The 22,397-nt window shown below is 59.2% G+C and carries 22 protein-coding genes; 17 read left to right on the plus strand and 5 right to left on the minus strand.

The window, feature by feature from the left end; all coding sequences use genetic code 11:
- The first annotated feature begins 14 nt into the window (after nt 1–14).
- Nucleotides 15–1,736 carry an ABC transporter ATP-binding protein/permease gene (locus tag AYR47_RS11480; RefSeq protein ID WP_061435311.1) on the plus strand — a complete coding sequence of 574 codons (1,722 nt, stop codon included), beginning with the start codon at nt 15–17 and terminating at the stop codon, nt 1,734–1,736.
- 66 nt (nt 1,737–1,802) lie between these two features.
- Here the strand turns inward: AYR47_RS11480 and AYR47_RS11485 are convergent, their stop codons facing one another.
- A complete protein-coding gene (locus AYR47_RS11485; RefSeq protein ID WP_003171734.1) occupies nt 1,803–2,240 on the minus strand; it encodes a YhcB family protein in 438 nt (145 codons plus the stop codon).
- 147 nt (nt 2,241–2,387) lie between these two features.
- Between AYR47_RS11485 and AYR47_RS11490 the strand changes: the two genes are divergently transcribed.
- The 3 genes from AYR47_RS11490 to zapE all read left to right on the plus strand — a co-directional run bounded on the left by AYR47_RS11490 (nt 2,388) and on the right by zapE (nt 5,571).
- On the plus strand, nt 2,388–3,017 hold the full coding sequence (locus AYR47_RS11490) for an alpha/beta hydrolase (protein ID WP_061435313.1): 630 nt from the start codon (nt 2,388–2,390) through the stop codon (nt 3,015–3,017).
- Between the two features lie 24 nt (nt 3,018–3,041).
- Nucleotides 3,042–4,397 (plus strand): tryptophan--tRNA ligase, encoded by a 1,356-nt coding sequence (locus tag AYR47_RS11495; RefSeq protein WP_061435315.1) that lies wholly within the window; start codon nt 3,042–3,044, stop codon nt 4,395–4,397.
- A 79-nt stretch (nt 4,398–4,476) separates the two neighbouring features.
- Entirely contained in the window at nt 4,477–5,571 is a 1,095-nt protein-coding gene (zapE, locus tag AYR47_RS11500) for a cell division protein ZapE (protein ID WP_034102154.1), read from the plus strand.
- Between the two features lie 79 nt (nt 5,572–5,650).
- Here the strand turns inward: zapE and AYR47_RS11505 are convergent, their stop codons facing one another.
- Nucleotides 5,651–6,571 (minus strand): GlxA family transcriptional regulator, encoded by a 921-nt coding sequence (locus tag AYR47_RS11505; protein WP_174890977.1) that lies wholly within the window; start codon nt 6,569–6,571, stop codon nt 5,651–5,653.
- A gap of 220 nt (nt 6,572–6,791) precedes the next feature.
- On the opposite strand from AYR47_RS11505, the gene AYR47_RS11510 reads away from it, so the two are divergent.
- Nucleotides 6,792–7,928: an acyl-CoA dehydrogenase family protein gene (locus AYR47_RS11510; RefSeq protein ID WP_061435317.1), complete on the plus strand. Its 1,137-nt coding sequence runs from the start codon at nt 6,792–6,794 to the stop codon at nt 7,926–7,928.
- Between the two features lie 58 nt (nt 7,929–7,986).
- On the opposite strand, the gene AYR47_RS11515 is transcribed toward AYR47_RS11510, so the two are convergent.
- Complete coding sequence (locus tag AYR47_RS11515; RefSeq protein ID WP_061435319.1) at nt 7,987–9,027, minus strand: NADP(H)-dependent aldo-keto reductase; 1,041 nt, start codon at nt 9,025–9,027, stop codon at nt 7,987–7,989.
- Between the two features lie 248 nt (nt 9,028–9,275).
- On the opposite strand from AYR47_RS11515, the gene rplM reads away from it, so the two are divergent.
- From rplM to AYR47_RS11555, 8 genes are all read left to right on the plus strand, one after another.
- Nucleotides 9,276–9,704, plus strand: a complete 429-nt coding sequence (gene rplM, locus AYR47_RS11520; RefSeq protein WP_003188508.1) for a 50S ribosomal protein L13 — start codon at nt 9,276–9,278, stop codon at nt 9,702–9,704.
- 14 nt (nt 9,705–9,718) lie between these two features.
- Nucleotides 9,719–10,111 carry a 30S ribosomal protein S9 gene (gene rpsI, locus AYR47_RS11525; RefSeq protein ID WP_002555064.1) on the plus strand — a complete coding sequence of 131 codons (393 nt, stop codon included), beginning with the start codon at nt 9,719–9,721 and terminating at the stop codon, nt 10,109–10,111.
- 266 nt (nt 10,112–10,377) lie between these two features.
- Entirely contained in the window at nt 10,378–10,971 is a 594-nt protein-coding gene (gene petA / locus AYR47_RS11530) for a ubiquinol-cytochrome c reductase iron-sulfur subunit (RefSeq protein ID WP_016976232.1), read from the plus strand.
- The gene (locus tag AYR47_RS11535; protein ID WP_003188526.1) at nt 10,971–12,182 is read left to right on the plus strand and encodes a cytochrome b; all 1,212 of its coding nucleotides are present in this window, start codon (nt 10,971–10,973) and stop codon (nt 12,180–12,182) included. The genes petA and AYR47_RS11535 overlap by 1 nt, the downstream gene beginning before the upstream one ends.
- The gene (locus AYR47_RS11540; RefSeq protein ID WP_010213166.1) at nt 12,182–12,961 is read left to right on the plus strand and encodes a cytochrome c1; all 780 of its coding nucleotides are present in this window, start codon (nt 12,182–12,184) and stop codon (nt 12,959–12,961) included. The genes AYR47_RS11535 and AYR47_RS11540 overlap by 1 nt, the downstream gene beginning before the upstream one ends.
- A gap of 149 nt (nt 12,962–13,110) precedes the next feature.
- Nucleotides 13,111–13,728: a glutathione S-transferase N-terminal domain-containing protein gene (locus tag AYR47_RS11545; RefSeq protein ID WP_033899297.1), complete on the plus strand. Its 618-nt coding sequence runs from the start codon at nt 13,111–13,113 to the stop codon at nt 13,726–13,728.
- A 17-nt stretch (nt 13,729–13,745) separates the two neighbouring features.
- Nucleotides 13,746–14,165 carry a ClpXP protease specificity-enhancing factor gene (locus tag AYR47_RS11550; RefSeq protein ID WP_033899300.1) on the plus strand — a complete coding sequence of 140 codons (420 nt, stop codon included), beginning with the start codon at nt 13,746–13,748 and terminating at the stop codon, nt 14,163–14,165.
- A 158-nt stretch (nt 14,166–14,323) separates the two neighbouring features.
- Entirely contained in the window at nt 14,324–15,073 is a 750-nt protein-coding gene (locus tag AYR47_RS11555) for a FadR/GntR family transcriptional regulator (RefSeq protein WP_033899302.1), read from the plus strand.
- A 10-nt stretch (nt 15,074–15,083) separates the two neighbouring features.
- Here the strand turns inward: AYR47_RS11555 and AYR47_RS11560 are convergent, their stop codons facing one another.
- A complete protein-coding gene (locus tag AYR47_RS11560; protein ID WP_033899303.1) occupies nt 15,084–15,287 on the minus strand; it encodes a hypothetical protein in 204 nt (67 codons plus the stop codon).
- A gap of 202 nt (nt 15,288–15,489) precedes the next feature.
- A complete protein-coding gene (locus AYR47_RS11565) occupies nt 15,490–16,647 on the minus strand; it encodes a hypothetical protein (protein ID WP_061435321.1) in 1,158 nt (385 codons plus the stop codon).
- A 234-nt stretch (nt 16,648–16,881) separates the two neighbouring features.
- Here AYR47_RS11565 and kdgD point away from each other — a divergent pair, with 234 nt between their 5' ends.
- From kdgD to garD, 4 genes are all read left to right on the plus strand, one after another.
- Nucleotides 16,882–17,793, plus strand: coding sequence for a 5-dehydro-4-deoxyglucarate dehydratase (gene kdgD / locus AYR47_RS11570; protein ID WP_016976228.1), 912 nt, complete (start codon nt 16,882–16,884; stop codon nt 17,791–17,793).
- Nucleotides 17,794–17,847: 54 nt separating this feature from the next.
- Nucleotides 17,848–19,293 (plus strand): aldehyde dehydrogenase family protein, encoded by a 1,446-nt coding sequence (locus AYR47_RS11575; RefSeq protein ID WP_033899308.1) that lies wholly within the window; start codon nt 17,848–17,850, stop codon nt 19,291–19,293.
- A 97-nt stretch (nt 19,294–19,390) separates the two neighbouring features.
- Complete coding sequence (locus AYR47_RS11580; RefSeq protein WP_061435323.1) at nt 19,391–20,755, plus strand: MFS transporter; 1,365 nt, start codon at nt 19,391–19,393, stop codon at nt 20,753–20,755.
- Nucleotides 20,756–20,766: 11 nt separating this feature from the next.
- Nucleotides 20,767–22,320, plus strand: a complete 1,554-nt coding sequence (garD, locus tag AYR47_RS11585) for a galactarate dehydratase (RefSeq protein WP_061435325.1) — start codon at nt 20,767–20,769, stop codon at nt 22,318–22,320.
- Nucleotides 22,321–22,397 lie beyond the last annotated feature (77 nt).

Genomic DNA, 22,397 nt, shown 5'->3' on the forward strand with positions numbered 1-22,397 from the left:
ACCGAGCCTGAACGATGAATCAGAACGCTGAGTACTCCGCGGTCAACGACGCGGTGCGTGGGCAATTTTTACGGCGGGTGTGGGGGTTGATCACGCCTTACTGGCGCAGCGAAGAAAAGGCCAAGGCCTGGCTGCTGCTGTTGGTGGTGCTGGGGTTGTCGCTGTTCAGCGTCGCCGTGTCGGTGTGGTTCAACAGCTGGAACCGCGATTTCTACAACGCGCTGGAAAACAAGGACTACGACGCCTTTACCCATCTGCTGATGTACTTCAGCGTGATTGCGGTGGTGTCGATCGTGACCGGCGTGTTCACGTCCTACCTGCAACAGATGCTCACCATCCGCTGGCGCCGCTGGCTGACGGAAACCTATTTCGCCCAGTGGCTGGGCCACAAGAATTACTACCACCTGGAATACGGCGGCTACACCGACAACCCCGACCAGCGTATCTCCGAAGACCTCAACGCGTTTACCAGCAGCACCCTCACGCTGGGGCTGGGCTTTATCGCCAATTTGGTGAGCCTGGTGTCGTTCTCGGTGATCCTGTGGGGCGTGTCCGGGAGCATCGAAATCTGGGGCATTACCATTCCCGGCTACATGTTCTGGGCGGCATTGATCTACGCGGTGATCGGCAGTTGGTTGACCCACTTGATCGGTCGCAAGTTGATTGGCTTGAGCAACCGCCAACAACGCTTTGAAGCTGACTTGCGTTTCAGTCTGGTGCGGGTGCGGGAGAACGCGGAAAGCATCGCGCTGTTCAATGGCGAGCCTAACGAACACCAGCAATTGAGCGCACGCTTCGGACGGGTGTGGAGCAACTTCTGGAACATCATGCAGCTCAAGAAACGCCTGAATTTCTTTACCAGCGGTTACTCCCAGATCGCGATCATCTTTCCCTTTGTGGTCGCGGCGCCGCGTTACTTTTCCGGCAAGATCGAACTGGGCGTGCTGATGCAGGTGGCCCAGGCGTTCGGCAGTGTGCAAGGCAGCCTGAGTTGGTTTGTCGACGCCTACACGCTGTTGGCCAGTTGGCGCGCGACCTGCGATCGTCTGTTGAGTTTCGGCCAGGCCATGCAGGAAAACGAAAGCCGCACGATGGGCATTGGCTTGCAACACCAGGGTGGCGACTTGCAGGTCAAGGATCTGAGCCTGGACCTGGCGGACGGCCGGCATTTGCTGCAAGGCGCCGACCTGACGGTGGCTGAAGGCGAGCGGCTGATGCTCAGTGGTCGTTCCGGCAGCGGCAAGTCGACCTTGCTACGCGCCATGGGCAACCTGTGGCCCAACGGCCACGGCACTATTCGCCTGCCGGCCGAACGTTATTTGTTCCTGCCGCAAAAACCCTACCTGCCGATTGGCACGCTGAAGGCGGTGTTGAGTTATCCACAGGACGACAGCGTCTACCCGGCCGAACGTTATGCACAGGTCCTGGAAACCTGCCGTCTGCCGCATCTGATTGGCCGGCTGGAGGAGGCCAATCACTGGCAACGCATGCTCTCGCCGGGCGAGCAGCAGCGCCTGGCTTTTGCCCGTGCCTTGTTGTTCGCGCCGCAATGGCTGTACATGGACGAAGCCACGTCGGCCATGGATGAAGAGGACGAGGCCACGCTGTATCAGGCGCTGATCGATGAGCTGCCGGGGCTGAGCATCGTCAGCGTCGGCCATCGCAGCAGCCTCAAGCGCTTCCATGGTCGGCATGTGCGCATCGAGGGTGGGATGTTGCAGGAACAGCCGGTGTAAACGCCAGCCAACAAAAAGCCCGGCTGATCATCGATCAACCGGGCTTTTTAGTGCTTGAAGATTAAGTTACTTCTTCAAACCGTAATGCTCATCCAGCATGCCTGGGGCGTTCGGCGTTTTTGGCGCGTAGTCCCGTGGTGGCTCCTGGTTTTCCCGTGGTGGGGTCAGGCGCTCCCGTGGGGTTTGCGGTGCATCGGAATGCAACGCGGCCAGCAGGCGCTGGCGGGTGATGTCGTCGAGGGCCAGGCGGTTTGCGCCATCGGCGAGATGATCCTGTACTTCCTGGTAGCTCTGGGTGAGCTTCTTGACCAGGGTCGCGGTGCTGTTGAAGTGGGTAACAACCTCGTTCTGATAACTGTCAAAACGTTCCTGAATGTCATCCAACTGACGCTGCGTGCGGTTAGGCGCGGCATTCGGCAGCAAGCGAGCAACCAGGAAACCAATGGCGACACCGGCAACCAGGGCAAGAGTCGGCAACAACCAAACTAAGAGCGAGTGTTCCACGAGTCCTTCCTCTATAAACGGCTTTGCTTTACGTTAACGGCTCAAACCTGCGCTGTATACCGCGATTAAGCTCGCAATGATGCCAAGCACAGACTTTTAGCTAGACGAGTCGACCCATTGAGAGGTCACGGAGTTCATCTCTTGCTCATGCGTGAAACCCCCGTTTTGATCGATGGCCCGGTAGGCCAATTGGAAGCCCTGTACCTGGATCACCCCGAGCCACGTGGCCTGGCGCTGATCTGCCACCCCAACCCGGTGCAGGGTGGGACCATGCTCAATAAAGTCGTATCGACCCTGCAACGCACCGCCCGCGATGCCGGTTTGATTACCTTGCGTTTCAATTACCGTGGCGTCGGCGCCAGTGCCGGCATCCACGACATGAGCACCGGTGAAGTGGATGACGCCGAAGCGGCCGCCACCTGGCTGCGGGAAAAACACCCGGACCTGCCGATCACCTTGCTTGGCTTTTCGTTCGGTGGCTATGTGGCTGCCAGCCTCGGCGGTCGCCTGGAAGCCAAGGGTGAAAAACTGTCACATTTGTTCATGGTTGCCGCAGCGGTGATGCGTCTGCGCGATACCGATGCGCTGCCACTGGGTTGCCCATTGACCCTGATCCAGCCGGAAACCGACGAAGTGGTCGACCCACAGACCGTCTACGACTGGTCTGCCGCCCTGAATCGCCCCCATGAGCTGCTGAAAGTGGCAGAATGCGGACACTTTTTTCACGGCAAGCTCACCGATCTGAAGGATCTGGTGCTGCCGCGACTTTCGAATTGATAGCAGTCTGATAAGCGATTACCCATGACGACTCGTACCCGTATCCTCACCGGCATCACCACCACCGGCACGCCGCACCTGGGCAACTACGCCGGTGCGATCCGCCCGGCGATCCTCGCCAGCCAGGACGCCAATGCCGACTCCTTCTACTTCCTGGCCGACTACCACGCCCTGATCAAGTGCGATGACCCGCAGCGCATCCAGCGCTCGCGCATGGAAATCGCCGCGACCTGGCTGGCCGGTGGCCTGGATGTGAACCGGGTGACCTTCTACCGCCAGTCCGACATCCCGGAAATCCCCGAACTGACCTGGCTGCTCACCTGCGTGGCCGCCAAGGGCCTGCTCAACCGCGCCCATGCGTACAAGGCCTCGGTGGACAAGAACGTGGAAGCCGGCGAAGACCCGGACGCGGGCATCAGCATGGGCCTGTACAGCTACCCGGTGCTGATGGCGGCGGACATCCTGATGTTCAATGCGCACAAGGTGCCGGTCGGTCGCGACCAGATCCAGCACGTGGAAATGGCCCGTGATATCGGCCAGCGCTTCAACCACCTGTTCGGCAACGGTAAAGAATTCTTCACCATGCCCGAGGCGCTGATCGAAGAAAGCGTCGCCACCTTGCCGGGCCTGGATGGCCGCAAGATGTCGAAAAGCTACGACAACACCATCCCATTGTTCACCAGCGCCAAGGACATGAAGGACGCGATCTCGCGGATCGTCACCGACTCCCGCGCGCCGGGCGAAGCCAAGGACCCGGACAACTCGCACCTGTTTACCCTGTACCAGGCATTTGCCAGCAAGGCCCAGGAGGAAGAGTTCCGCGCCGACCTGTTGCAAGGGCTGGGCTGGGGCGAGGCGAAGAACCGTCTGTTCCAACTGCTGGATGGCCAACTGGGTGAAGCCCGCGAACGCTATCACCAGTTGATGTCGCGCCCTTCGGACATGGAAGACTTGCTGCTGATCGGCGCCAAGAAAGCCCGCGCCGTGGCTGCACCGTTCCTGGCTGAGCTGCGTGAAGCCGTGGGCCTGCGTTCGTTCGGCAACCAGGCTGCGGCGCCGGTCGCCGCCAAGAAGAAAGCCGCCAAAGCCGCGCGCTTCGTGAGCTTCCGCGAGGACGACGGCAGCTTCCGCTTCCGCCTGCTCGCCGCCGATGGCGAGCAACTGCTGTTGTCGCGCAATTTTGCCGACGGTAAAGCGGCGGGCGCGGTGACCAAGCAGCTGCAAAGCGGCGACGCGCTGGACGTACGCACCGAAGCTCTGAGCTTCAGCGTATGGCTGGACGGTGCCGTGGTGGCCGACAGTGCCGAGTTCGCCGACGAAGCGTCGCGCGACGCGGCCATCGAAGCCTTGCGCGTTGCGTTGACCCCCATCGAGGATTAACCCGACCAAGGGTTGATTGCCATTATCCGGGGCCGTCGTTACAGTGACGGCCCGTTTTTGTTGCCTTGCTAACGAAATTATGACGCCCCTAGAACGATATCAAGCTGATCTGAAACGCCCTGAATTCTTCCATGACGCGGCCCAGGAAAATGCGGTGCGTCATTTGCAGCGCCTGTACGACGACCTGATCGCGGCCTCGCAGAACAAGCCGGGAATGTTCAGCAAGCTGTTTGGCAAGAAAGACCACACGCCGGTCAAAGGCCTGTACTTCTGGGGCGGCGTGGGGCGGGGCAAGACTTACCTGGTCGACACCTTCTTCGAAGCGCTGCCGTTCAAGGAAAAGGTGCGGACGCACTTCCACCGCTTCATGAAGCGCGTGCACGAAGAGATGAAGACCCTGCCGGGCGAGAAAAACCCGCTGACCATCATCGCCAAGCGTTTCTCCGAAGAAGCGCGGGTGATCTGCTTCGATGAGTTCTTTGTCTCCGACATCACCGACGCCATGATCCTCGGCACCCTGATGGAAGAACTGTTCAAGAACGGCGTGACTCTGGTGGCCACCTCGAACATCGTGCCCGACGGCTTGTACAAGGACGGCCTGCAACGTGCGCGCTTCCTCCCGGCCATTGCGCTGATCAAGCAGAACACCGAAATCGTCAACGTCGACAGCGGAGTCGACTACCGTCTGCGTCACCTGGAGCAAGCGGAGCTGTTCCACTTCCCGCTGAACGAAGCGGCCCACGAAAGCCTGAAAAAGAGCTTCCGCGCCCTCACGCCGGAATGCACCCAGGCGGTGGAAAACGACAAGCTGATGATCGAGAACCGCGAAATCATCGCGCTGCGTACCTGCGATGACGTGGCCTGGTTCGAGTTCCGCCAGCTGTGCGACGGCCCGCGTAGCCAGAACGACTACATCGAACTAGGCAAGATCTTCCACGCCGTGATCCTCAGCGGCGTCGAGCAGATGAGCGTCACCACCGACGACATCGCGCGACGTTTCATCAACATGGTCGACGAGTTCTACGACCGTAACGTGAAGCTGATCATCTCGGCTGAGGTTGAGCTGAAGGACCTGTACACCGGCGGGCGCTTGAACTTCGAATTCCAGCGCACGCTGAGCCGCTTGCTGGAAATGCAGTCGCATGAGTTCCTGTCACGCGGGCACAAACCGTAAGCAAATCTCCGGAAAAGTGGAGATCAAAATGTGGGAGCAGGCAAGCCAGCTCCCACATTAGATTTGTGTTTGCCTCGGGTCAGGCAGCCTGCTGAAACTGCTGCCGATACTGGTTCGGCGACAGCTCCGTGTGCTGCCTGAACAGCCTGGCAAAGAAACTCGCATCGTCATACCCCACCTCATAACTGATGGTCTTGATGCTCTTGCGGCTGCCCGAGAGCAGTCCCTTGGCCGTCTCGATACGCAGCCGTTGCAAGTAATGCAGCGGTTTGTCACCGGTAGCGGTCTGGAAGCGGCGCATGAAGTTGCGGATGCTCATGCCGTGTTCCCGGGCCACGTCTTCGAAGCGGAATTTGTCGGCGAAGTGCTCTTCGAGCCAATGCTGGATCTGCAGGATGATCACATCCTGGTGCAGCTTCTGTCCGCCAAACCCGATGCGACCCGGTGAATAGCTGCGCTGCACCTCGTAGAGGATGTCGCGGGCCACAGCCTGGGCGATGTTGGCGCCGCAGAAGCGTTCGATCAGGTAGATATAGAGGTCGCACGCCGAGGTGGTGCCGCCGGCGCAATACAGGTTGTCGGCGTCGGTAAGGTGTTTGTCCTGGTTGAGCTGAACCTTGGGAAAGCGTTCGCTGAACGCATTGAAGAAACGCCAGTAGGTGGTCGCTTCCTTGCCATCGAGCAAGCCGGCTTCGGCCAGCCAGAACACCCCGGTGGCTTCGCCGCACAATACGGCGCCGCGTGCATGTTGCTCACGCAACCAGGGCAGCACTTGCGGGTAGCGGGTGCACAGGGCGTCGAAGTCATCCCAGAAGGCCGGTAGCACGATGATGTCGGCGTCTTCCAGGCCGCCGTCCACCGGCATGATCACATCACTGAAGCTGCGTACTGATTGCCCATCGGGGCTGACCAGGCGCGATTCGAAGGCGGGCGTCAGGCCCAGGCCTTGCTGTTTGCCGTAACGCAGGCTGGCGAGGTGGAAGAAATCCTTGGCTTGCATGAGGGTTGAAGCGAATACCCGATCAATGGCCAAAATGCTGACGCGCCGCAACGGCGTGGAGATTTGGTTAGACATAATTTCATTTATTCTTATAGGGGAAAGTGGTCACCAGACGGCTGGATCGTCTTATTTTTTGTCGCATGTGTCCAGTGTCCCGTGCTGCCTTCGCGGCATAGTCTCTGTGGGCTCGTCCTTGTCCGACAATCCACGCAGGTGACCCATGATTCCCAGAACCTTGTTCAGCCCGGAGCACGAACTCTTTCGCGAGAGCGTGCGCACCTTCCTCGAAAAAGACGCCGCGCCGTTTCATGGGCAATGGGAAAAACAGGGCTATATCGATCGTGGCTTGTGGAGCAAGGCGGGGGAGGCGGGGATGCTGTGTTCCCATCTGCCGGAAGAATATGGCGGGCTGGGCGCGGACTTTTTGTACAGCGCGGTGGTGATCGAAGAGATCAGCCGGCTGGGCCTGACCGGCATCGGTTTTTCCCTGCACTCGGATATTGTTGCGCCGTATATCCTGCATTACGGCAGTGAGGCGCTGAAGCATAAGTACCTGCCCAAGTTGATCTCTGGGGAGATGGTCACGGCCATTGCGATGACCGAACCGGGCGCCGGTTCCGACCTGCAAGGGGTCAAGACCAGCGCCGTGCTGAACGGTGATGAGTATGTGATCAACGGCTCCAAGACTTTTATCACCAACGGTTATCTGGCCGAGTTGGTGATTGTCGTCGCCAAGACCGATCCCAAGGCCGGCGCCAAGGGCACCAGCCTGTTTCTGGTGGAGGCCGACACGCCGGGCTTTGACAAGGGCAAGCGCCTGGAGAAGGTCGGTATGAAGGCCCAGGATACGTCGGAGCTGTTCTTCCAGGATGTGCGGGTGCCCAAGGAAAACCTGCTGGGCCAGGCCGGCATGGGCTTCGCCTATCTGATGCAGGAGTTGCCTCAGGAGCGACTGACGGTAGCCATTGGCGCGCTGTCATCCGCCGAGGCGGCGCTGGAATGGACCCTGGAATACACCCGTGAACGCAAGGCGTTCGGCAAGGCGATTGCGGACTTCCAGAACACCCGGTTCAAGCTGGCGGAGATGGCCACCGAGATTCAGATCGGTCGGGTATTTGTCGACCACTGCATGGCGTTGCACCTGGAAGGCAAGCTGGATGTGCCCACGGCGGCGATGGCCAAGTACTGGGCCACGGACCTGCAATGCAAGGTGCTCGATGAGTGCGTGCAGTTGCATGGCGGTTACGGCTTTATGTGGGAATACCCGATTGCACGGGCGTGGGCGGATGCGCGGGTGCAGCGCATTTATGCGGGGACCAATGAGATCATGAAGGAGATTATTGCGCGGGCGCTGTGATGGTGTGCTGCTGAGGGTCTCATCGGGGGCCTGCCCCCCGATGAGGCCTACAGGTCAATCAAGGCGCTGGATTCGGATGATCCTTCTGAATCGCCTCGATGCCTTCCAGCACTTCCTTCGATAACGTCAGGTCGGCACTGGCAATGTTGCTATCCAGTTGCTCCAGCGACGTGGCACCAATGATATTGCTGGTCACAAACGGCTGCTGCGTCACAAACGCCAATGCCATCTGCGCCGGGTCCAGCCCATGCTCCCGCGCCAATGCCACATAACGGCTGCACGCCGCTTCCGACTGCGGGTTGAAGTAGCGGCTGAAGCGGCTGTACTCGGTCAGGCGCGCCTTGGCTGGGCGTGCGCCGTTCTCGTACTTGCCACTGAGCATGCCAAACGCCAGCGGCGAGTAGGCCAGCAGGCCGCACTGTTCACGAATCGCAACTTCCGCCAGGCCCACCTCAAAGCTGCGGTTGAGCAGGTTGTAGGGGTTCTGGATCGACACCGCGCGGGTCCAGCCGCGGGCTTCGGCCAGGGCCAGGAATTTCATGGTGCCCCAAGGGGTTTCGTTGGACAGGCCGATGTGGCGGATCTTGCCGGCTTTCACTTGCTCGTCCAGCGCTTCGAGGGTTTCTTCCAGTGGGGTGAGGTTGTCTTCGTCCTTGTGCTTGTAGCTCAGTTGGCCGAAGAAGTTGGTGCTGCGTTCCGGCCAGTGCAACTGGTAGAGGTCGATCCAGTCGGTCTGCAGGCGTTTGAGGCTGGCATCCAGGGCGTCGACGATGTGCTTGCGGTTGTGGCGCAGGTGGCCATCGCGGATGTAGTCGATGGTGTTGCCGGGGCCGGCGATCTTGCTGGCCAGGATCCAGTCGGCACGGTCGCCACGGCTTTTGAAGTAATTACCGATGTAGCGTTCGGTGGTGGCATAGGTGTCGGCCTTGGGCGGCACCGGGTACATTTCGGCCGTGTCGAGGAAGTTGATCCCCGCGCCCTTGGCCCGCTCGATCTGCGCGAAGGCCTCTGCCTCGCTGTTCTGCTCGCCCCAGGTCATGGTGCCCAAGGCTATCGCGCTCACGTTCAGATCCGTACGGCCCAGCTGTCGATAATCCATCGGGTACTCCTTCAGGGAAAACAATCATAAAAGCAGGTTGAATTTTTTTTCGCAATCTGCATAATTGCCCACCTCTTTCTGCAGTGGAAGTGATGCGCCGCCTGCCGAAGAATCTTGCCGTTGAACGGACGCGCCGACCCGAGCCCCCGATAGCGTCTGTATCCGGCTGCCTTTGACTTGTCAAAGTACGCACTATTCAGTAAGATCCGCCGTCTAATTTACAGGGCGGCCCCTGAGGCTATTAAAGAATGACAACTTTTACTGCAAAACCGGAAACAGTTCAGCGCGACTGGTTTGTCGTCGACGCCGCTGGTCAGACCCTGGGTCGTCTGGCCACTGAAGTCGCCAGCCGTCTGCGTGGCAAGCACAAGCCTGAGTACACCCCTCACGTTGACACTGGTGACTACATTGTCATCATCAACGCTGAGCAGGTTCGTGTAACCGGCAACAAAGCAAGCGACAAAATGTACTACCGTCACTCCGGTTTCCCAGGCGGTATCAAGTCTTCCAACTTCGAAGGCCTGATTGCCAAGAAGCCTGAAGCCCCGATCGAAATCGCGGTCAAAGGCATGCTGCCTAAGGGCCCACTGGGTCGCGATATGTTTCGCAAGCTGAAAGTCTATGCGGGCGCTGTACACCCTCATGCTGCTCAGCAGCCCCAAGAACTGAAGTTTTAACGGAATAGTTCATTATGTCGGCGACTCAAAATTACGGCACTGGCCGTCGCAAAACCGCAACCGCTCGCGTTTTCCTGCGTCCGGGTACTGGTAACATCTCGATCAACAACCGCTCCCTGGACAACTTCTTCGGCCGCGAAACTGCCCGCATGGTAGTTCGTCAGCCGCTGGAACTGACCGAGACCGTTGAAAAGTTCGACATCTACGTCACCGTTATCGGTGGCGGTGTAAGTGGTCAAGCTGGCGCAATCCGCCACGGTATCACTCGCGCTCTGATGCAGTACGACGAAACCCTGCGTGGCGCTCTGCGCAAAGCTGGCTTCGTGACTCGCGATGCTCGTGAAGTTGAACGTAAGAAAGTCGGTCTGCGTAAAGCGCGTAAGCGTCCGCAGTACTCGAAGCGTTAATTCGCTTTACGTTCCACAAAAACGCCCAGCCTCCTCACGGAGCTGGGCGTTTTTTATTGCCTGCGATTTATGCATAAAAATCGCCGTGACAACTTGCCACATCCGTAGACCCCCTATACTACAAGGCCTGGAGGCTGAGCTCCCGGCAATTCCCTTGTCAGACGTGGGGCTTTTCATTACCATTCGGCAAAATTTTTATAAGTAAAGATTCAACACTTAGTAGACGCCTGATTTAACAGGCCAAAAAGCTGATGGGAGAGGACTGAATGAGCAATGACGGCGTGAATGCAGGCCGGCGTCGCTTCTTGGTAGCAGCCACATCCGTGGTGGGTGCTGCAGGAGCGGTGGGGGCTGCGGTCCCGTTCGTGGGGTCATGGTTTCCCAGTGCCAAGGCGAAAGCCGCAGGTGCACCGGTGAAGGTGAATATCAGCAAGATCGAGCCAGGGCAGCAGATGATTGCTGAATGGCGCGGCCAGCCGGTCTTCATTGTTCGTCGTACCGAGGAAATCCTGGGGAATCTCAAAAAGATCGAAGGCCAGCTGTCTGACCCTAAATCCGAGAAGTCCGACCAACCCGCCTACGCCAAGAACGAAGTGCGTTCGATCAAGCCAGAGATCCTGCTGCTGGTCGGTCTGTGTACCCACTTGGGTTGCTCGCCTACCTTCCGCCCGGAAGTGGCTCCAGTCGATCTGGGCAAGGATTGGGTCGGCGGTTATTTCTGCCCCTGCCACGGCTCCCACTACGATCTTGCTGGCCGCGTCTACAAGTCCCAGCCTGCTCCTTTGAACCTGCCGGTTCCTCCGCACACCTACGAAACTGACGACCTCATTGTCATTGGCCTCGATAAGGAGAACGCGTGATGAGCAAGTTCATGGATTGGGTGGATGCACGCTTCCCCGCCACTAAAATGTGGGAAGACCATCTCAGCAAATATTACGCGCCAAAAAACTTCAACTTCTTCTACTTCTTTGGCTCCCTGGCATTGCTGGTGCTGGTCAACCAGATCGTCACCGGTGTGTGGCTGACCATGAGCTACACCCCGTCGGCGGAAGAGGCATTCGCCTCCGTCGAGTACATCATGCGTGACGTCGAGTACGGCTCGATCCTGCGTCTGCTGCACTCCACCGGCGCGTCAGCGTTCTTTATCGTCGTCTACCTGCACATGTTCCGTGGCCTGCTCTACGGCTCGTACCAGAAGCCCCGCGAGCTGGTGTGGGTGTTTGGCATGCTGATCTACCTGGCGCTGATGGCCGAAGCCTTCATGGGTTACCTGCTGCCGTGGGGCCAGATGTCGTACTGGGGCGCCCAGGTGATCATCTCGCTGTTCGGTGCCATTCCGGTGATCGGCAACGACCTGACCCAGTGGATCCGGGGTGACTACCTGATCTCGGGCATCACCCTGAACCGCTTCTTCGCCCTGCACGTGGTGGCCTTGCCGATCGTGATCCTGGGCCTTGTGGTGCTGCACATCCTGGCGCTGCACGAAGTGGGTTCCAACAACCCGGATGGCGTGGACATCAAGAAGCACAAAGACGAAAACGGCATCCCGCTGGATGGCATTCCGTTCCACCCTTACTACACCGTGAAAGACATTGTCGGCGTGGTGGTGTTCCTGTTCGTGTTCTGCTCGATCGTGTTCTTTTTCCCGGAGATGGGCGGTTATTTCCTGGAGAAACCCAACTTCGAACAGGCCAACGCCTTCAAGACCCCTGAGCACATTGCCCCGGTCTGGTACTTCACGCCGTTCTACGCAATCTTGCGGGCGATCCCGGACAAGCTCATGGGTGTGATCGCCATGGGGGCGGCCATTGCAGTGCTGTTCGTGTTGCCTTGGCTCGACCGAAGCCCGGTCAAGTCCATGCGCTACAAGGGCTGGCTGAGCAAGATCTGGCTGTGGGTGTTCTGCATCTCCTTCGTGATCCTGGGTGTGCTGGGCGTATTGGCGCCGACTCCTGAGCGTACGTTGCTGTCGCAGGTCTGCACCTTCCTGTACTTCGCCTACTTCATTCTGATGCCGTTCTACACCCGGCTCGAGAAGACCAAACCGGTTCCGGAAAGGGTGACTGGCTGATGAAAAAGTTATTCGTTGCATTGATGCTTGCGGCCTTGCCGCTACTGTCCTTCGCTGCCGAGCACGGCGGACCGGAACTGGAAAAAGTCGATATCGACGTGTCGGACAAGGCTGCCATGCAGGACGGCGCACGCACCTTCGCCAACTACTGCATGGGCTGCCACAGCGCCAAGTTCCAGCGTTACGAGCGGGTGGCCGATGACCTCGGTATCCCCCATGAAATGATGCTGGAAAAACTGGTGTTCACCGGCGCCAAGATCGGCGACCACATGACCATCGGCATGAAGCCTGCAGACGCCAAGACCTGGTTCGGCGCCGCACCGCCTGACTTGACCTTGGTCGCCCGTGTACGCGGCACCGACTGGCTCTATGGTTACCTGAAATCCTTCTACGAAGACCCGGCACGCCCGTATGGCGTGAACAACCGTGTGTTCCCGAACGTCGGCATGCCTAACGTTCTGGTCGGCCTGCAAGGCAAGCAAGTGGTAGGATGCAAGCAGATCCAGGTCGTTGAAGACGGCAAGAAGCAATACGATCCGTTGACCGGCACGCCTTTGACTCATGAAGCGTGCGATCAACTGAAGATAGAAACCCCAGGTTCGTTGACAGACGAGCAGTTCGACGAGAAGGTCAAGAACCTCGTGACCTTCCTGGCCTACTCGGCCAACCCGGTCAAACTGGAGCATCAGCGCATTGGTACCTATGTGCTGCTGTACCTGGCGTTCTTCTTCGTATTCGCCTACCTGCTCAAACGCGAATACTGGAAGGATGTGCATTGATCCAACCGTAAGCAATTGCTGTTAATCTTGCGCGCCCAGCGGCATCTCTGAATACGTAGCGACCTGGTTTAACCGGTTGTTACAGGGATGCTCTCTGGGCGCGCTCGTTTTTGAGCTTTCGATAATTTCAACAAGCGAGGAGGACCGCCATGGGCGTGACCAATCGGTTGGCCTGTTACTCCGACCCCGCCGACCACTATTCCCACCGAGTGCGCATCGTGCTCGCAGAGAAGGGTGTCAGCGCCGAGATCATCAGTGTGGAGGCGGGTCGTCACCCACCGAAACTGATCGAAGTGAACCCTTACGGCAGCTTGCCCACCCTGGTCGATCGTGACCTGGCGTTGTGGGAGTCGACCGTGGTGATGGAATACCTGGATGAGCGTTACCCGCATCCGCCTTTGCTGCCGGTGTACCCGGTGGCTCGTGCCAACAGCCGCCTGCTGATCCATCGGATCCAGCGTGACTGGTGCGGGCTGGTGGATGTGATTCTGGATTCGCGTACAAAAGAAGCCGTTCGGGTACAGGCGCGTAAGGAATTGCGCGAGAGCCTGACCGGCGTTTCGCCGTTGTTCGCCGATAAGCCTTTTTTCCTCAGTGAGGAACAAAGCTTGGTGGATTGCTGCCTATTACCGATACTCTGGCGTTTGCCGATTCTCGGTATTGAACTGCCGCGGCCTGCCAAGCCGCTGCTTGATTACATGGAGCGCCAGTTTGCGCGTGAGGCTTTCCAGGCGAGTCTGTCTGGTGTCGAACGCGATATGCGCTAAGGCTTAAGGAGCCGCTGATGAACTCCAGTCGACCCTACTTGGTCCGCGCGCTCTATGAGTGGATTGTGGACAACGATTGCACCCCGCACATGCTGGTCAATTCCGAATTTCCTGCGGTTCAGGTGCCGGATGGTTTTGCCAGTGATGGGCAGATTGTGTTGAACGTATCGCCGAGTGCCGTGCGCCACCTGCACATGGACAACGAAGCCGTGAGCTTCGAAGGGCGTTTCGGCGGCGTGCCGCATACGCTGTTCGTGCCGATTGGCGCCATCCTCGGCATCTATGCCAGGGAGAACGGCCAAGGCATGGTGTTCGATCTGGAGTCGCCTTTCGAGGATGACGAAACGATCGAAAACGAAGATGGCGATGACCTGCCGCCACCGGATTCCGAGCCACCGCGCCCCAGCGGCCGGCCGAGCCTGAAAGTGGTGAAATAACGCGCGTCCCTCTCGGGATGCGCTGAGAAAATGCCTCGACCTGTGTCGGGGTATTTTTTTGCGCGAAGGATAAGGATGAAAGTCGTGCCTGGACGGTGATCGTACAACCACCATGGGCTATGATGCGTGCTCAAGCTCACCGAGAAAGATGATCCATCATGGAAAACGCCAACACCGCCCCTCGTCTTCCCCGCAAGCGCCGCAGCCTTGCCCAGGAATTGGTCACGGTGTTGTCCGAGCAGATCCGCGATGGCCAGCTCAAGCGGGGCGACAAATTACCCACCGAGTCGGCGATCATGGAAGCCCATGGGGTCAGTCGCACGGTGGTGCGTGAAGCCATTTCACGCTTGCAGGCGGCGGGGCAGGTTGAAACCCGGCATGGTATCGGCACCTTTGTGCTGGATACGCCAAGCCCGAGCGGTTTCCGCATCGACCCGGCCACCGTGGTGACCCTGCGTGATGTGCTGGCGATCCTGGAGCTGCGGATCAGCCTGGAAGTCGAATCCGCAGGCCTGGCCGCGTTACGCCGCAGCGACGAACAACTGGCCGCCATGCGTGCAGCGCTCGATGCCCTGAATGAAAGCGCGGCCCACGCCGGCGATGCGGTGGCCTCCGACTTTGCATTCCACCTGGAAATTGCCCTGTCCACCGGCAACCGCTACTTCACCGATATCATGACGCACCTGGGCACCAGCATCATTCCACGTACTCGCCTGAATTCGGCGCGCCTGGCCCATGATGACCAGCAGCACTACATGGGGCGCTTGAGTCGTGAGCATGAAGAGATTTATGAGGCGATTGCGCGTCAGGATTCGGACGCGGCGCGGGCGGCGATGCGGTTGCATTTGACCAATAGCCGGGAGCGGCTGCGCCATGCCCATGAAGAGGCGCAGGCGCAGCGACAGTAACGCGATGGCTTCAGGCGGGCTCCATGTCGTATTCGAGGCCGACGACGACATCAGCCTCCATGACAAACGTTTTGCCGATTACACGGAACTTGCTGCCGTCTTGAACAACATAATCACCTACCGCGATGACCTCGCTGATGTCAACGCAACCCTCCTGGGCTTGGGGCTGGTTGATGCCATTGACTTTAAAAGTGAGCTTCGGTTTGTTCGCCATTTTTGCACCTCATTGACTACCAGAATAATGTTTGCCTCTCCCGATGCTTACCGTGTTTAACCATACTCGGCAGAGCGCGGGGGAGTCCGTGGCAACGTTAGGGTGATCTCAGATGGGGCGATACTGTCAGAATTGACAGTTGCGACGAATGGCCCCCAGCGTATTTTTTTCTTAATTGCACGCTGGGGGTAAACAGACTCTATTAAGACTTCGGCGTATTCGGCTTGTAGTCCTGCAACAACAAATACGTACTCCACCCCCACCAGTCATTCGTCCAGTGCTTGTCGTTCAGGTCATTCACATCCTTGCGACGCAGCACCTTGTCTCCCTCCGTCTTGAACAGCGGCGAAAAATTATTCGCCGGGTTCTGCGCTGCATTCAGGTCCGGCACATACAACGGCGCCTTGAAGTTGGCCGGGGACGGCGCGACACCGCTGATGAAAGTTTCGAAAATTTCATCCGCCGAAGCCTGCACCGCACGTTTGACCTGCAGCCGATTGTCCGCATCAATCGCGTCGAAGTAGCGCTTGTCCCCATAGGCGTGCCACTGATCGCCCATGGCGTTACGCACCTTGAGCCCGAACTTGCTGTCTTCGTCGTGCATGAAGCGGCTGATCAGCGAGCCAAACTCACCGGGTGTCACCACGGCGGCGAGTTGTTTGCGCGGTACGCGCAGATGGCCGGCCGAGAACAGGTCGGTCAAAAAGTGATCAGCAAAACTGTTCATCGCATACGCCAGTTCCAGCGCCTGGTCGGTGCCGGTCTGGTGCGCCACGACGGCTTGTTGCAGTGCCGCCGTGTGCCCCGCCAGGTAGGCTGACAGCGCCCATTCACCGAAATGGTCGGCATTGTCCGCCGCCAGTTTCAGATAACGTCCCAATGGAATCAGCGCCGAGACTGCGCTGCCGCCGCCAGTGATGCGGTTCCATTCCTCGGACAACGTATCACCCAAGGCGTCGTAGGCTTCATGGGCTTGTTTGCCGTCCTTGATCGCCTGCTTGACCGCAGTGATCTCCTTTTGCATCACCGCGAGGATCTTGTGCGCTTCTTCCCGTGAGGCGGGCAGTACTGCCAGGCTGTTGAAGGCGGCGGTAAAGCGTTGCGCGCGGTCGGCAGGGGAGGCGCCATCGCTGATCGGTTGGCCGGGGATGCCATAGAAGTCGCCGCCCAGGGCGATCACCTGGCCATAGGTCAGCGCCAGCCCGTTGGGCAGGTGCAGCTCGACCTGATGTGCGGGAATCGCCGGGGCGTCCTTGGCGAAGCGCAACAGAGTTTCATCGCCGATGGCAGTGTGTTCACCGCCTTCGAAGCGCAGAGTCGGTGGTTTTTTTTCGGGTGCCGCGAGTTCAAGACCTGACATGTTAGCTCCTTGCTATGCCGTAGGAATCTTCCGTAATAACTGTATGCATATACAGTTAAATCGAGCATAGAGGAAAAAATTCCTACGTCAAGCAGGCGTACATCCACAGCGCCCACAATGAAGTCTGATGAATTGCAGTTGACGAATCTTTTTATAGTTGTACGATGACGTACGACATCATCAAAACCAACAACAACCTTTCGATAGAAAGTCTTCGCCCAGGGTGTTCGAATAATGAATCCACAAGAACTGAAGTCCATCCTTTCCCACGGTCTGCTGTCTTTCCCGGTGACCGATTTCAACGCCCAGGGTGACTTCCACCAGGCGGGTTACATCAAGCGCCTGGAGTGGCTGGCCCCGTACGGCGCCACCGCCTTGTTCGCGGCCGGCGGCACCGGTGAGTTTTTCTCCCTCGCCGCCAGCGAATATTCCCAAGTGGTGAAAACCGCCGTGGATACCTGCGCCACCAGCGTGCCGATCCTGGCCGGTGTCGGCGGTTCGACCCGCCAAGCCATTGAATACGCCCAGGAAGCCGAGCGCCTCGGCGCCAAAGGCCTGCTGCTGCTGCCGCACTACCTCACCGAAGCCAGTCAGGACGGCGTTGCCGCCCACGTTGAAGCCGTGTGCAAATCGGTCAAGATCGGTGTGGTGGTCTACAACCGCAACGTCTGCCGCCTGACCGCGCCGCTGCTGGAACGCCTGGCCGAGCGCTGCCCGAACCTGATCGGCTACAAGGATGGCCTGGGTGATATCGAGTTGATGGTGTCGATCCGTCGCCGCCTCGGTGATCGTTTCAGCTACCTCGGCGGCCTGCCGACGGCAGAGGTTTACGCCGCTGCCTACAAGGCCCTGGGGGTTCCGGTGTACTCCTCGGCGGTGTTCAACTTTATCCCGAAAACCGCGATGGACTTCTATCACGCGATTGCCAAGGACGATCACGCCACCGTTTCCAAGATCATCGACGACTTCTTCCTGCCTTACCTGGACATCCGCAACCGCAAGGCCGGGTATGCCGTGAGCATCGTCAAGGCCGGTGCAAAAATCGCCGGCTACGACGCAGGCCCGGTGCGCACGCCGCTGACCGACCTGTTGCCGGAAGAATATGAAGCCCTGGCCGCGCTGATCGACAAGCAAGGCGCGCAATAACCCATCTACAAGGCCGCTGAGAGATCAGCGGCCTTTTGCGTCAGGAGAAGATTCGTGTCCCAAGCTCAACGTTTTGACAACTACATCAATGGCCAATGGGTGGCCGGTGCCGACTATTGCGTCAACCTCAACCCGTCAGAGTTGCCCGATGTCATTGGCGAATACGCCAAGGCGGATGTTGCCCAGGTCAACGCCGCCATCGATGCAGCCCGCGCGGCATTCCCGGCCTGGTCCACTTCCGGGATCCAGGCTCGCCATGATTCTTTGGATAAAGTCGGCAGCGAAATCCTCGCCCGCCGCGAAGAACTCGGCACTCTACTGGCCCGTGAAGAGGGCAAGACCCTGCCTGAAGCCATCGGTGAAGTGACCCGCGCCGGTAACATCTTCAAGTTCTTTGCGGGTGAATGCCTGCGCCTGTCCGGCGACTACGTGCCGTCGGTTCGACCGGGCGTGAACGTCGAAGTCACCCGTGAAGCTTTGGGTGTGGTCGGCCTGATCACGCCGTGGAACTTCCCGATCGCCATCCCCGCCTGGAAAATCGCCCCGGCCCTGGCCTACGGCAACTGCGTGGTGATCAAGCCCGCCGAGCTGGTGCCGGGCTGTGCCTGGGCCCTGGCAGAGATCATCTCCCGCGCTGGCTTCCCGGCGGGTGTGTTCAACCTGGTGATGGGCAGCGGCCGCGTGGTCGGCGACGTGCTGGTCAATAGCCCGAAAGTCGACGGCATCAGCTTCACCGGTTCTGTGGGTGTCGGTCGTCAGATCGCCGTCAGCTGCGTGTCGCGCCAGGCCAAAGTGCAGTTGGAAATGGGCGGCAAGAACCCGCAGATCATCCTCGACGACGCCGACCTCAAGCAGGCCGTCGAGCTGTCGGTGCAGAGCGCGTTCTACTCCACCGGCCAGCGTTGCACCGCTTCCAGCCGCTTGATCGTCACCGCCGGGATTCACGACCAGTTCGTCACGGCCATGGCCGAACGCATGAAGTCGATCAAAGTCGGCCACGCGCTGAAAAGCGGCACCGACATTGGCCCGGTGGTTTCCCAGGCGCAATTGGACCAGGACCTCAAGTACATCGACATTGGCCAAAGCGAAGGTGCGCGGTTGGTCAGCGGTGGCGGCCTGGTGACTTGTGACACCGAAGGCTACTACCTGGCCCCAACGCTGTTTGCCGACAGCGAAGCGGCCATGCGCATCAGCCGTGAAGAGATCTTCGGGCCGGTGGCCAACGTGGTGCGCGTGGCGGATTACGAAGCGGCGCTGGCCATGGCCAACGACACCGAGTTCGGTTTGTCTGCGGGCATTGCCACCACCTCGCTCAAGTACGCCAACCACTTCAAGCGCCACTCCCAGGCCGGGATGGTGATGGTCAACCTGCCGACCGCTGGTGTGGATTACCACGTTCCGTTCGGTGGCCGTAAGGGCTCATCCTATGGTTCGCGTGAGCAAGGTCGCTATGCGCAAGAGTTCTACACCGTGGTGAAGACCAGCTACATCGGTTCGTAACGCGCAACACCTTGTGGGGCCGGATGCCTACCGGTCCCCACACTGAAAACAGAAAACCATTACCCGCAAAAAAAATAATTAGTGGGAGTACTTCTACATGCAAGCGACCAAGCCGACCCACGTCCGCTATTTGATCCTGCTCATGCTGTTCCTGGTGACCACGATCAACTACGCCGACCGGACCACCATCGCCATCGCGGGCTCCAGCCTGCAAAAAGACCTCGGCATCGACGCGGTCACCCTCGGTTATATCTTCTCTGCATTCGGTTGGGCCTACGTGGCCGGGCAAATCCCCGGCGGCTGGCTGCTGGACCGGTTTGGCTCGAAAAAAGTCTATGCCCTGAGCATCTTCACCTGGTCACTGTTCACTGTGCTGCAAGGCTATGTCGGTGAGTTTGGTGTCTCCACCGCCGTGGTTGCGCTGTTTATGCTGCGCTTTATGGTCGGCCTGGCAGAAGCGCCATCGTTTCCCGGAAATGCCCGTATTGTGGCGGCGTGGTTTCCGACGGCTGAGCGCGGTACGGCTTCGGCGATCTTCAACTCGGCCCAATACTTCGCCACGGTGTTGTTTGCACCGCTGATGGGCTGGATCGTCTATCGCTTCGGCTGGCAGCACGTGTTTATCGTGATGGGTGTGATCGGCATCGTGTTTTCGCTGATCTGGCTGAAAGTTATCCACAGCCCGCGCCAGCACCCGCTGATCAACGAAGCTGAGTTCAATCACATCGCCGCCAATGGCGCGATGGTCGATATGGATCAGGACAAAGGTAAGGGTAAGAAAACCGACGGACCGAAGTGGGATTACATCCGCCAGTTGCTGACCAACCGCATGATGCTCGGCGTGTACCTGGGCCAGTATTGCATCAACGGTATCACTTACTTCTTCCTCACCTGGTTCCCGGTGTACCTGGTGCAGGACCGTGGCATGACCATCCTCAAGGCCGGTTTCATCGCCTCGTTGCCGGCGATCTGCGGGTTTATCGGCGGCGTGCTCGGCGGGGTGATTTCCGATTACCTGCTGCGCAAGGGCCATTCCCTGACCTTCGCCCGTAAAGCGCCGATCATTGGTGGCCTGCTGATCTCCAGCAGCATCGTGGCCTGTAACTACGTGGATATCGAATGGATGGTGGTGGGCTTCATGGCCTTGGCCTTCTTCGGTAAAGGCGTTGGCGCACTGGGTTGGGCGGTGGTGTCTGACACCTCGCCGAAACAAATCGCCGGCCTCAGTGGTGGCCTTTTCAACACCTTCGGTAACCTCGCGTCGATTACCACGCCGATCGTTATTGGCTACATCATCAGCACCACCGGTTCGTTCAAATGGGCCTTGGTGTTCGTCGGCGCCAATGCGCTGGTGGCGGTGTTCAGCTACCTGGTCATCGTTGGGCCGATCAAACGTGTAGTCCTCAAAGAGCCGCCGACCAAAGGGCCTGAGTTGACCAACCTAACCGAAGCGCATTCCTGAGGGGCCGTGTGATGCAGTTGATTGAACATGCCGACTCGCCGCGCTCCATTCGTTTGCACGAACGCGACAACGTGGTGATCGTGGTCAATGACCAGGGCGTTCCGGCCGGGACCGAATTCCCGGACGGCCTGGTGACCGTGGATTTCATCCCGCAGAGCCACAAGGTGACCCTGGAAGACATCCCCGAAGGCGGTCAGATTATTCGCTACGGCCAGACCATCGGTTACGCCCTGGCACCCATCCCGCGCGGCAGTTGGGTGCAGGAGGATCAACTGCGCATGCCCACTGCGCCGCCGTTGGACAGCTTGCCGCTGTCCACCGAGGTGCCTGAGGCCCAGGCACCGTTGGAAGGGTTCACCTTTGAGGGTTACCGCAACGCGGATGGCACGGTGGGCACGCGCAATATCCTTGGCATCACCACCACGGTGCAGTGCGTCACCGGCGTGCTGGACCATGCGGTCAAGCGCATCAAGGACGAATTACTGCCCAAGTACCCACACGTCGACGACGTGGTGGCGCTGACCCACAGCTACGGCTGCGGCGTGGCGATCACCGCCACCGATGCCTACATTCCGATCCGCACGGTGCGCAACCTGGCGCGCAACCCGAACCTGGGCGGCGAAGCCCTGGTGATCAGTCTGGGTTGCGAGAAATTGCAGGCCGGGCAGGTGATGCACGACAACGACAGCTCGGTTGACCTGAGTGAGCCCTGGCTCTACCGGCTGCAGGATTCCAGCCACGGCTTTACCGAGATGATCGAGCAGATCATGGAACTGGCCGAGACGCGCTTGAAGAAACTCGACCAGCGCCGCCGGGAAACCGTGCCGGCGTCCGAGCTGATCCTGGGCATGCAGTGTGGCGGCAGTGATGCGTTTTCCGGCATCACCGCCAACCCGGCGCTGGGCTATGCCTCGGATTTGCTGTTGCGGGCCGGCGCGACGGTGATGTTTTCCGAAGTCACTGAAGTCCGCGATGCCATCTACCTGCTGACGTCTCGCGCGCAAAGCAAGGAAGTTGCTCAGGAGCTGGTCCGGGAAATGGACTGGTACGACCGTTACCTGGCCAAGGGCGAAGCGGATCGCAGCGCCAACACCACGCCCGGCAACAAGAAGGGCGGGTTATCGAACATTGTCGAGAAGTCCCTGGGCTCCATCGTCAAGTCTGGCAGCAGCGCGATCAATGGCGTGCTCGGCCCAGGCGAGCGTTTCAAGGGCAAGGGCCTGATTTTTTGCGCCACGCCGGCCAGTGACTTTGTGTGCGGCACCTTGCAACTGGCGGCGGGGATGAACCTGCATGTGTTCACCACCGGGCGTGGTACGCCGTATGGGCTGGCGATGGCGCCGGTGGTGAAGGTGTCGACGCGTACGGAGCTGGCGCAGCGCTGGCCGGACCTGATCGATATCGATGCTGGGCGTATTGCCACGGGACGGGCGAGCATCGAGGAACTGGGCTGGGAGTTGTTTCACTTTTACCTGGATGTGGCCAGTGGCAAGAAGCAGACGTGGGCGGAGCATCACAAGCTGCACAACGACATCACGTTGTTTAACCCGGCGCCGATTACCTGAACCCGCAATAACCTGTGGCGAGGGAGCTTGCTCCCGCTGGACTGCGCAGCAGGCCTGTTTTTAGGGCCGCTGCGCGC

The sequence above is a fragment of the Pseudomonas azotoformans genome (genome assembly GCF_001579805.1).
GTDB classification, from domain to species: Bacteria; Pseudomonadota; Gammaproteobacteria; order Pseudomonadales; family Pseudomonadaceae; genus Aquipseudomonas; species Aquipseudomonas azotoformans_A.

Bases quoted from the DNA above. Each gene is read 5' to 3' on its own strand.
- AYR47_RS11480 (WP_061435311.1), top strand. From the start codon at position 15: ATGAATCAGAACGCTGAGTACTCCGCGGTCAACGACGCGGTGCGTGGG.
- AYR47_RS11490 (WP_061435313.1), top strand. From the start codon at position 2,388: ATGCGTGAAACCCCCGTTTTGATCGATGGCCCGGTAGGCCAATTGGAA.
- AYR47_RS11495 (WP_061435315.1), top strand. From the start codon at position 3,042: ATGACGACTCGTACCCGTATCCTCACCGGCATCACCACCACCGGCACG.
- zapE (WP_034102154.1), top strand. From the start codon at position 4,477: ATGACGCCCCTAGAACGATATCAAGCTGATCTGAAACGCCCTGAATTC.
- AYR47_RS11505 (WP_174890977.1), bottom strand. From the start codon at position 6,571: ATGCAAGCCAAGGATTTCTTCCACCTCGCCAGCCTGCGTTACGGCAAA.
- AYR47_RS11510 (WP_061435317.1), top strand. From the start codon at position 6,792: ATGATTCCCAGAACCTTGTTCAGCCCGGAGCACGAACTCTTTCGCGAG.
- AYR47_RS11515 (WP_061435319.1), bottom strand. From the start codon at position 9,027: ATGGATTATCGACAGCTGGGCCGTACGGATCTGAACGTGAGCGCGATA.
- rplM (WP_003188508.1), top strand. From the start codon at position 9,276: ATGACAACTTTTACTGCAAAACCGGAAACAGTTCAGCGCGACTGGTTT.
- rpsI (WP_002555064.1), top strand. From the start codon at position 9,719: ATGTCGGCGACTCAAAATTACGGCACTGGCCGTCGCAAAACCGCAACC.
- petA (WP_016976232.1), top strand. From the start codon at position 10,378: ATGAGCAATGACGGCGTGAATGCAGGCCGGCGTCGCTTCTTGGTAGCA.
- AYR47_RS11535 (WP_003188526.1), top strand. From the start codon at position 10,971: ATGAGCAAGTTCATGGATTGGGTGGATGCACGCTTCCCCGCCACTAAA.
- AYR47_RS11540 (WP_010213166.1), top strand. From the start codon at position 12,182: ATGAAAAAGTTATTCGTTGCATTGATGCTTGCGGCCTTGCCGCTACTG.
- AYR47_RS11545 (WP_033899297.1), top strand. From the start codon at position 13,111: ATGGGCGTGACCAATCGGTTGGCCTGTTACTCCGACCCCGCCGACCAC.
- AYR47_RS11550 (WP_033899300.1), top strand. From the start codon at position 13,746: ATGAACTCCAGTCGACCCTACTTGGTCCGCGCGCTCTATGAGTGGATT.
- AYR47_RS11555 (WP_033899302.1), top strand. From the start codon at position 14,324: ATGGAAAACGCCAACACCGCCCCTCGTCTTCCCCGCAAGCGCCGCAGC.
- AYR47_RS11560 (WP_033899303.1), bottom strand. From the start codon at position 15,287: ATGGCGAACAAACCGAAGCTCACTTTTAAAGTCAATGGCATCAACCAG.
- AYR47_RS11565 (WP_061435321.1), bottom strand. From the start codon at position 16,647: ATGTCAGGTCTTGAACTCGCGGCACCCGAAAAAAAACCACCGACTCTG.
- kdgD (WP_016976228.1), top strand. From the start codon at position 16,882: ATGAATCCACAAGAACTGAAGTCCATCCTTTCCCACGGTCTGCTGTCT.
- AYR47_RS11580 (WP_061435323.1), top strand. From the start codon at position 19,391: ATGCAAGCGACCAAGCCGACCCACGTCCGCTATTTGATCCTGCTCATG.
- garD (WP_061435325.1), top strand. From the start codon at position 20,767: ATGCAGTTGATTGAACATGCCGACTCGCCGCGCTCCATTCGTTTGCAC.